General features: G+C 51.8%; 7 protein-coding genes. 2 read left to right on the top strand and 5 right to left on the bottom strand.

Features of this window, described 5'->3' with window-relative positions:
• Positions 1-7: 7 nt before the first annotated feature.
• The 4 genes from HNO79_RS16105 to HNO79_RS16090 form a co-directional block, all read right to left on the bottom strand.
• Positions 8-770 (bottom strand): IS5 family transposase gene (locus tag HNO79_RS16105; protein WP_214165923.1). Its coding sequence is split into 2 segments (ribosomal slippage): positions 8-437 and positions 436-770, totalling 765 coding nucleotides; the frame shifts between segments, so codons are not numbered across the junction.
• 658 nt (positions 771-1,428) lie between these two features.
• Positions 1,429-3,924: a TonB-dependent siderophore receptor gene (locus HNO79_RS16100; RefSeq protein WP_244987588.1), complete on the bottom strand. Its 2,496-nt coding sequence runs from the start codon at positions 3,922-3,924 to the stop codon at positions 1,429-1,431.
• Positions 3,925-4,656: 732 nt separating this feature from the next.
• On the bottom strand, positions 4,657-5,487 hold the full coding sequence (locus tag HNO79_RS17330) for a type II toxin-antitoxin system HipA family toxin (RefSeq protein WP_244987587.1): 831 nt from the start codon (positions 5,485-5,487) through the stop codon (positions 4,657-4,659).
• Positions 5,488-5,948: 461 nt separating this feature from the next.
• Positions 5,949-6,296 (bottom strand): helix-turn-helix transcriptional regulator, encoded by a 348-nt coding sequence (locus HNO79_RS16090; protein ID WP_275954944.1) that lies wholly within the window; start codon positions 6,294-6,296, stop codon positions 5,949-5,951.
• A gap of 226 nt (positions 6,297-6,522) precedes the next feature.
• On the opposite strand from HNO79_RS16090, the gene HNO79_RS16085 reads away from it, so the two are divergent.
• Together HNO79_RS16085 and HNO79_RS16080 are read left to right on the top strand one after the other, a co-directional pair.
• On the top strand, positions 6,523-7,026 hold the full coding sequence (locus tag HNO79_RS16085; protein WP_214165920.1) for an RNA polymerase sigma factor: 504 nt from the start codon (positions 6,523-6,525) through the stop codon (positions 7,024-7,026).
• Between the two features lie 89 nt (positions 7,027-7,115).
• A complete protein-coding gene (locus tag HNO79_RS16080; protein ID WP_214165919.1) occupies positions 7,116-8,069 on the top strand; it encodes a FecR family protein in 954 nt (317 codons plus the stop codon).
• 427 nt (positions 8,070-8,496) lie between these two features.
• Here HNO79_RS16080 and HNO79_RS16075 read toward each other — a convergent pair.
• Positions 8,497-10,170 (bottom strand): TonB-dependent siderophore receptor (locus HNO79_RS16075; RefSeq protein WP_214165918.1); only part of this gene is annotated, 1,674 nt, incomplete at its 5' end.

Raw genomic sequence — 10,170 nt, 5'->3', positions numbered from 1 at the left:
TCAGGACTCATTCTTTAAGATAGAAGATGAAGCTTGCTGCGATGTGGATTGCAGACATGAATGTATGAGCACAGCGGTCGTATCTGGTCGCAACACGTCGCCAGTCTTTCAGCCTTGCGAACATGTTTTCGATCAGATGGCGCTTTTTATATAGATGCCAGTTGTAAGGCGGCTTTGATTTCCGGTTCTTTTTCGGGGGAATACAGGCAGTGATATTGCGTTCTGCAAGCGATAACCTGATCCGGTTGCTGTCATAGCCTCTGTCCCCGATGATTTCTTCTGTCTCGTCGTAGAGATCTGCCAGCAGCACGTCTGCGCCCTTGAAGTCACTGACCTGACCTGCTGTCAGATGCAGGCGAACAGGCCGACCCTGACCATCGCACACGGCATGGAGTTTTGAGTTCAGCCCACCTTTTGTCCGCCCGATATGGCGGGAAAAACCCTTTTTTGAGCAGGGACGCCGATGTCCGGTGCGCCTTGAGATGTGTCGCATCGATCATCAGGCGCTTCGAACGCCCAGCCTGTTCTGTCAGGGCGACGAAGATCCGGTCAAAGACACCCAGGCGGCTCCACCGGATGAAGCGATTATACAAAGTCTTGTGCGGACCATACGCTTTCGGGGCGTCTTTCCACTGAAGGCCGTTGCGGATCACATAAACGATCCCGCTCAGGACCCGCCGGTCATCCACGCGTGGTACTCCGTGTGCCAGAGGGAAAAATGGCTCAATCCGCTCCATCTGGCTCTCAGATAGCAAAAATACCTCACTCACAGCCTCAACCTCCATCGGTAAGCCTGTGAATCACAACGTCCCGCTCAGTTCAATAAATTAATAGGTCGTGAGCCTAGATTTCCTGCAAATTCGCAATGGTCGCATTTATGTCCTTGACTACAAGCCCCGTGCCGACAAAGAACGCCCGATTTCCCAACTCATGACCTGTGCGCTAGCGCTATCGCCCCGAACGGGCATCGACCTGTTCAGTTTCGTCTGCGCCTAGTTCGAAGAGCAGCATTATTTCGATTTCTACCCCCTTAGGCCGTCCGCAACCACGCTGCCCAACCACCGGCATAATGGATGGCATCACGGATGTCGCGCCCCCCGGTCCACGAGTTTGGCATGAGGATGATGGGTAAGGTCTTGTCGTCACGGTGAAATTCGCCTTCAGTTTTGGACTGGTGCGCGAGGCGGGTAATCTTTAAGGTGTACCGTTGTGGTTTTTGCGTCGGGTGTCCCTCAAGCCCTGGCCGGGGGATATTCCCTTTTCGGTATGAGACGCCCCACGCCTATTGTATGGAGAGAACCCACGTTTCTTACATGGGTCACTCTATAGAACTCGCAGCGGCGTTGCCCCACGACTTTGGCGCTAAGACGAGGAGCAATCCATTGAATCTAAATAAGGAAAGTCGGTGCAGTTTCGAACGGTGAAATTTTACCAATTGTAAGTCAAGTTTCCATAAAGGCGACGTCCTTGGCCGGTATAACAAAACGATGTATCACAACTCGTGACATAATATTTGTTAGTTAAATTTGATACTGCAAGTTGCCCTTTTAGACCTTTTAATACCGGGATTGCCTGTCCGAAATCATAGTGGGCGCCAATATCGAATAGTATGTATGATGGTGTTTTAAAAGATTCCACATTATCCACATAAGTAGAACCTACGTATCTCATACCCAAATTGATACCGAGACCTTTGGCAAAACTGGTAGGAACCGTGTAGTCAGCAAAGACGGAAAACATATTCCGAGGCATTTGCGGCACAACCTTTCCCGTTTCAGAAACAGCATTACCGTAAGAATTTCCATAAACATCTACTCGTTGTGCTGTCTGATTTGTCTTGGCAAAACGAATATCAGTATAAGTATAGGATGCGACAAGCCGTAGATCTTTAGTAACATTGGTATTTGCAGAAACTTCAAATCCTTGAGACCGCACTTTACCAACATCCGAGCTAAATCCAGAATGCTCAAGATCACTGATAAGATAGTGGTCTTCGTCGATACGAAATGCAGATGCTGTAAGAAGAATGTCCTTATTTGGTACCTTGTATTTCAGTCCAGCTTCCATCTGCTTTCCCGTTAATGGAGAAAACGGTTTTCCCAGATAATCTGTCGATCCAGCTTGAGGAACGAAAGATGTCGAGTAACTAAAATAAGGAGCTAAACCAAACCTAGTATTATATATCAAGCCTGCTCTCCACGTGAACGCATGTTGTGGCTCAGGTGCGTCCACAAGGCTTGATTTTGTTATAGTGTGAGCCGCATTATCGTTATTAACAGAATATCTATTACTGTTATAGTTCACCCAGTCCTCACGTCCCCCAAGAAGAACAGATAAGCCTTTCCACTTAATTTGATCCTGAAAATAAACTCCCTCCTGAAAATAATTATAGGGTCCCGTACTTCCATAGACTTCACACGCAGCTGAATGAATATTTACACATACAGGGGTATTCATCGTTGGATTATATAAATTTTGGGTGTACGTTTGTGTATAATCGTAAAATGCATTTTGCATATATTCTAATTGCCTAAAGTCAGAACCAACAATCCATGTGTGTTTCAAAAAGCCGGTAGAAAATTTTCCATAAATACGTGAATCTAGACCTATGGTTGTTGATCGTGAATTAATGGACCATGGACGTACACCAACCTCGGAGTTGGTAATGCCAATTCGACTATAAACATCATTTTGTTCACTATGAGAATTTTCGTACCTGAAAGTTTGTGAAAAGGAAATATACTTATTGAAGTCGTGTTTGAACATATATTCAAACATCGCTTCCTTTGAACCTTGTTCATTCCAACTCTTATATCCAGTAAATGTGTTTCGTGGAATACGGCGACAGTTGGCATCTTGAATTAATGTTCCACAGGTAGGGTACTGTAAATAATTCGTACCATTTCCTGGTGTGTACATATACATGCCGAGTAAAGTTAGTGAAGTCTTAGGATCAATATCCCACGTAAGTGATGGCAGAACCCCCACACGATGATAGTCAATGTGATCAACCTGCGTTCCGGAGGTTACGCCCATTGCTGCCACACGATAGCGTAGATTGCCACTTTTTGTAATCTTATCACTAACGTCCGCTGTCGCCTCATAACGCCCCCAACTGCCAAAACCAAGGGAGACCTGATGTAAAGGTACATCCGTGGGCTTTTTGAGACTGATACCAATCATACCGCCTGGGTTAGTTTGTCCATACATCACAGATGCTGGGCCATTCACCGCCTCGATTCGGTCGATAAAAGCTGTTTCCCCAGCGCTTCCACTATTTAGAGCCAAACCATCGACAAACGACGTTGTACTGAATCCTCTCTGTTTTATTCCACTGTTGGTTCCATCCAATCCACTTCCGTTGGAGTAATTTCCTAAACTTTCTGAATATACGCCAGGTGTGTAGCGGAGCGCCTCAACCACATTTTGCGGTTGTTGATCTTGCATCAGTTGTTTTGTTACCACGTAGATCGAATTGGGAATTTCCGTGATTGGTGTGTCAGTTTTAGTACCCGACATAGTGGTGGTAGCGACATACCCGACGCCAGGACCAGTCGGATTTTGATGCGTAACGGTTCCTCCCACACGGATAGGACCGAGAGTTATATTAGCGGCTGATTTCGCAAGGGTCACACTGTTCGGCCCCGTGGCGCGCCAGGTCAGGCCCGTCCCTGCCAGCAGGCGGGACAGGGCCTCCTGAGGCGTAAGATTTCCCGTGACAGCGGCGGCCCGGACGTTGCCTGCAGCCGCCGTCGGATAGGCGACCTGAACGCCGGACTGCTCCAGATACTGGTGCAGGGCCGTGCGCAGGGGTTGCGCCGCGATCGTGAAATGCCGGGTCGCGCCGGTACTGGCGGACGCCGTCTGCGCCTTTGCGGCCTGGGTCATCAGCCCGGAAAGACAACTTGAAGCCAGCAGGGTCATGAGGCAGACCCCTGCAACAGACGCCGACTGGTGGCGCAATGTGTGACCCATTGTTGAACGATGCTCCCATATGCAAGTGAGACGGATTCTCAAATAATGTCATAAAAGGGAAGACGACACGGCGGCGCAGGTCTCCACACCTGTGCCGGTCTTTTTTTCACACTGGTCTGTTTGCGGGCCTATGGCGGCGGGTGCGTCAGATCACCAAGGGTGGGAGGCCCCCCTCCCCCGGCCGGTCGTGTGTGAGGTTTTGCGTCGCTTCTCGTCAGGCGGGGGCGTTCGGACGAAGCGGCGTGCTGGGTGTGATGAGCCGCGAGAAAAGGGACGGAAACCGAGGACGGGAATTGTCCTGAAACCGAGGCGTATTTGTCATATGAAAACAAAGTTTTATGGGTAGGCATGATGCCAGATTCGTGCGCTTTGGGTGTGCAAAAGGCGTGATGTGCCCCATGCCAAACGGGTGGACCGGGGGTATGCAAGATCCGTGATATAGCCGGACCTGTGCCACCCGGCCGGGTGAGCACGGTCGGCGCGACGCCGGACGTTGCGTGCGGCAACAAAGTTCGTGGCGTGGCGCTTGCTGCTCCATCTGCCCGTTTCCTGTTCCCTATTTGCAACAGGCTTTTTTTGAATCTGGGCGATGTAAAAATCCACGACCGCCAGACGTCTCCCTCCGCTGGCGCAATTCTGGGCCAAGGGGCTTTGGTCGTTTTCCCCTCCTGCAACCGCCTGTCAGAGAAAGCCCGGATAGGCCGCGTACCCCTCGAAGGCATAGGGATTGAGGATCTGGCGCCCCATGAAAAACTCGTGCTCCACCTGCGTCATACCCGCATCGTCGCAGACACTGGACCAGTTGGCCCGGATGACACCGACCTGGTCGTCGATCATCCGACGTGCCTCCTGTTCCGAGGCAATGCGAAAGGCCGGTGCCGCCTCAAGCGCGTGAACGAGGAGAGGCTCCCGGTGGCTGTCCGTTATCAGCAATGCCTGATTGGCTTCCGCCGCGCCGCGTATCTGGGGCGCGATATCGTAGGCGGGCGTCAGGCGTAAATCCCGACCGTTCCAGAAGCCGGCATGATTGCGGCAATGGTCGTCGGTATTGCCGACAAGGATGTTGAACGTCAGGCGACGGAACAACTCACGGAGATCAGCAGCCGCATCGTAAAAGCGTGTGCGGATGATTTCAGCAAGCTCCACATAGCTCACGTGGCGCGAGGCCATCTCCTGTTCCTCCGTCCATGTCAAGGCCGAGACCATGGCGCGCCGTGCCATCTGTCCCTGCCCCGCCGGAAGCCGGTCGAAACGCTCGACAATGAGGGCATCGCGGTTCAGTACATGCTCGATATCGATTTGGGCCACAGTCAGCCCCACCTTCGCGGCAAGGCGCATGGTGGCGAATTCCGCCTTGACCATGCCGAACGGATCGTTCGAGGCGGCAAACTTGGCGATAAGGCGTCGCCCCCCGTCCGTCAGCAATGCCTTGGGCCGCGCTCCACCGATCGAACTGCCATGCAGGACTGCCCAGTCCAGAACCGGCGATATGGGCTCGCCGGACTGCACCATGTCGGCCAGCCTCTAGAGGTCTTCAAGAGACGCGTAGTCCTCCCCGCGCGCGACGTACTCCCTGGCGCTGGCCTGAAAGTCCACTGCCCCGATCCTGTCTGAGCCGGACCGGAGCATAAATGTCAGTTCGTCGGCATCGGTCGTCTCCAGCCCTGCCCTTTTTCAGGCCCGTCAGGTCACTGATGATCACGCGACGTCCCCAAGCATCTGGCAAAGCATCACGAAGACAGGGTGCCAGATTGTGCTGCCCGGGCGGAATCTGCTTCCCCACCCTGAGGGGGAGATCGGGTTCATACAGCGAAATGGCGTCTGGATTGGCCAGATAGCGCTGCCCGTACAGGAAGCGATACTCATCCGCTCCGGGATGCGTATGGTACACCTTGCCGGCAACGACCGGAGCCGTAGCCCCACGCAGCCATATCCAGACGAATGCGTCCTGGGCGGAATAGGTGATCCGCGTCTCAGAAGTCATCATTCACCTGACCTGCGCTTCTGGCCCGCATGCGTTGAGGCAGCAGGGCGAGGCGCTCGGTTTCATGTTGCCATTGCCGCGCCATGGCGTCCTCCCCCCCGAACAGCGACAGTCCGACGGTGATCGCCACTTCAAAAGCGATCCCGACCTGCACCGTGGCCTCCCCCTTCTCGACCGCCCGCAGCGAGGTGCGTGAGACGCCCGCGCGCGTGGCCAGTTCCTGTTCCGACCAGCCTTTCTGTTTTCTCATTACCGACACCTCGGCACCCAGAAGCTGGAGCGCCGCTTTCGTACTCCGGGACAGATGGCGTGTGACTCTGCTGGCATTGTCTTTCATGACATACTTTATAGCAGATAATGTGTGCTTTAGCAGACATTTTATGGTGCGCACATGAATGCCCAATCGCGCAGGCATTGTGCGTTGTGACAGCCATCCATCAGTTTAAAGTCTGCTCTGGAATACAATTCTGCTGTCGCACATGGCGGTCATGCCATCATCCAATATTGCGAACTATTCTTAACAATGCTACGGGCAATGAGGATTCCATGGATGACCCGATGACATGCAGGATAACATCGCCACCCTGACGACCCTGATGATGAAAGAACGGCCTTCGCTGTTTCATCTCATGTACCGAATCATCAAGAACCGCGAAGCCGCAGAAGACGCCGTTCAGTCCCTGTTCGAAAAAATCCAGCGTGTTGAACCTGAGGCTGTCATCCTCAGCCCGCATGCCTATCTTTATCGGCTGGCCTCCAATCTGGCGATTGATCACGCGCGCAGCCTGTCCCGCCGTGAAGACGTGCAGGACAGCATTCACGACCTGCTCTGGCTTGAGGACGACAGCCCGACCGCCGAACAGCAACTGGCCGGGAAAACGAGGTTGGCTCTGGTGGAAAACGTGATTGAAACCATGCCCGAACCCATGAAGACTATTTTCTGTCTCAATCGCTTCCATGGACTGAGCCAGACGGAAATCGCCCGCCGTTCGGGTAAATCGGTGTCTCTGATCAACCGTTACGTGCAGCGGGCGCTCGACCTGTTAGCCACGGTCCGGGAAGACTGATATTTTACTTAAACCATGACCTGCCAGTATAAAGATGCGGTTTCCAGCCGTCTTACAGTTGAGAGCGGCGAAACAGCCATGGATGCAATGTGACCCAGACACAGTCTGACATCGCGGACACCGCGCGGCGCTGGATCGTGCGCATGGCATCGGGAGAGATGACCGAGGAAGAACTCGCGCAGTTTCGTGAATGGCGTGCGGCGTCCCCGGACCACAATACGGTTTTCGAGCAGGAACGCAGGCTCTGGCGGGCACTCCGTATTTCCCCTGCACAGGATCAGGCCCTGCAGGCGTCATGGACGCGCATGGGTCGAAAAAAGACTTTGAAAGCCGGGCTGTTTTCCCTCACAGCCATTGCCGCGTCGGCCGCCATTTTTCTGTATGCCCCGGTATTCAGGACATGGCTCCAGGCCGACCAGTGGACCGGCACGACCATTCAGACCGTGGCGCTGGCCGATGGTTCAGAAGCCATTATCGATAGCGATACCGCGATTGCCATCCATTATTCGGCCCATCATCGGGACATCACCCTGCTAAGGGGGAATGCCCTTTTCAAGGTTCGCCATGATGCCGACCGGCCATTTCGCGTGACGGATCAGGACGGGCGGATTGAAGATGTCGGCACGGTGTTCGAAGTGCGGGATGCCCCTGACCGTGTCACGGTTAGCGTCGGTCAGGGCCTTGTGGATGTCTACACGCCTTCTACCCATTCCGTGGCCGTCCGACTCAGCGAGGGCGAGCGCCTTGCCTACGCCCATGGCACTACTTTTCCGGTCGAGAGAGACATCAGCCCCGATGACATCGCCGCCTGGTCGCGCGGTGATCTGACACTGGACAATGCCACACTCGCCGAGGCCGTGCGGGCCATCTCCCGCTATCGGCACGGAGCCGTCTATGTCTGGGGAGACGCGCCGACCGCCAGCCGGATCAGCGGTGTGTTTCGCATCGACCAGCCTGACGAAGCACTCTCGACCATTGCCGCGACATCGGGCATGAAAATCGTTCATTTACCAGGTCATATCGTGGTGCTCCGGAGAGCATGATCCAGGCAAGAATGCCGCACGGCTCGGGTTAACCCCATCCCGTATCGGGCACTGCCACATCACGGGACTTGCAGCGCGACCTCACGGATGTTGCACAACTCCGCTCCACGAGTTTGGCAAGGGGACGACCCGTAACGTCTTGTGGTCAGGCTGAAATTTTCTCTCAGTTTGGGCGGTGAGCAGCTGTCTAATGCGCGCCGGCGTGAGTCACAGATATTGCGGGACATAATTCAGCGGGCGCTCACTTCTTGCATCATGAAACCCACTGAATCTTGCCGCCCTAAGGTGATCAATCCATTGTAGTTATTGTGTTTTTCATCGTCGGCTCAACCCCAACAGATTTTCGGACATCACGCGAATATTGCATGGAAAATTTTGAATGGCTGGCGAATGTTGCAGGCGCTACAGATCGCGCGCTTCACTTCACTTACCAGTTATATGTGAGGTTCCCGTACAATCTGCGGCCCTGTCCGACATAGCAAAAATAACCATCACAACTTGTTACGTAATATTTGTTTGTGAGGTTCGATACAGAAAGTTGCGCCTTCAGGCCCTTCAGTGCTGGGGATGCTTGCCCGAAGTCATAGTGCGCGCCAATGTCAAATAATATGTACGACGGGGTTTTAAATGATTCTACGTTATCTACGTAAGAATATCCAACATATCTCATTCCCCAGTTTATACCCAATCCTTTTGTCCACTTTGATGAAACTGTATAATCAGCAAAAACTGAAAACATATTGCGCGGCATGTAAGGAACTGCTTTTCCAGACTCTGAAACCGCATTACCATAATAGTTTCCATAGATATCTTCCCGTTGCGCAGTTTCGTTAGTTTTTGCGAACCGGATGTCGGTGTAAGTATAGGACGCGACAAGCCGTAAATCTTTCGTTACATTGGCATTTGCCGACACCTCGAAACCCTGAGACCGAACGCGGCCTCCGTCAGTGCTAAATCCGGTATGCGTTAAATCACTAATTAGATAATGATTTTCATCAATATGAAACGCTGCTGCTGTCAGTAGAATATCCTTGTGTGGTACCTTATATTTTAGTCCCGCTTCAAGCTGTTTGCCAGTTAACGGAGCAAAGGATTGTCCCAAATAATTTGTTTGACCTGCCTGCGGAACGAAGGATGTAGAATAACTGAAATAAGGAGATAATCCGAATTTTGTATTATATACCAAACCTGCCCTCCACGTGAAAGCATGCTGAGGCTGCAATGTCTCTGCTTGCTTTTTGTATGTGATTGTATGACTGTCATTGTCATTATTTACAGAATATCTATTTTTGTCATAGCTAACCCAGTCTTCTCTCCCACCAAGAAGTATAGAAAGTCCTTTCCATTTTATTTGATCCTGAAAGTAAACACCCTCTTGAAAGTAATTATACGGCCCAACACTGCCATACACCACGCAGGACGGAGAATTGATATCCACACATACTGGGGTATTTAGTGTAGGACGATACGTGTTCTGTATGTAATTGTTTGTGTAGTCATAAAGCGCGTTTTGTGTATACTCTAACTGTCTAAAATCCGATCCAACAACCCACGTGTGCTTCACTGGTCCAGTTGAAAACTTTCCATAAACACGAGAATCCAATCCAATGGTCTGAGAACGACCTTGAATCGACCACGGAGTAAGTTCTGTGTATGAATTTGCATAACCATTAGTAGTGTAACCGTTACTATAAGTATCTTCCGTTTTGCTTCGTGAGTCTTCATATCGGAAGACCTGCGAAAAAGAAATAAAATCGCTGAATTTATGATTGAACATAAATTCAAACATAGCTTCTTTCGAGCCTTGCTGGTTCCAGCTTTTATATCCAGCAAACGTATTCCGAGGTATACGGGGGCAACTACTGTTTTGAATTAATGTGCCACACGTCGGGTACTGCATATAATTCGTACCATTGCCGGGTGTGTACATGTACATACCGAGTAAAGTCAGTGAAGTCTTCGGATCAATGTCCCACGTGATAGACGGAAGAACCCCTACACGATGATAGTCGATATGGTCGACTTGCGTTCCTGAGGTCACGCCAATTGCAGCGATCCGGTACCGTAGATTTCCGCTTTTTGTGATTTTATCGCTAACATC

The organism is Komagataeibacter oboediens, assembly GCF_018491655.1.
GTDB lineage: Bacteria > Pseudomonadota > Alphaproteobacteria > Acetobacterales > Acetobacteraceae > Komagataeibacter > Komagataeibacter oboediens.
This window is presented reverse-complemented; position numbering and strand designations above follow the sequence as displayed.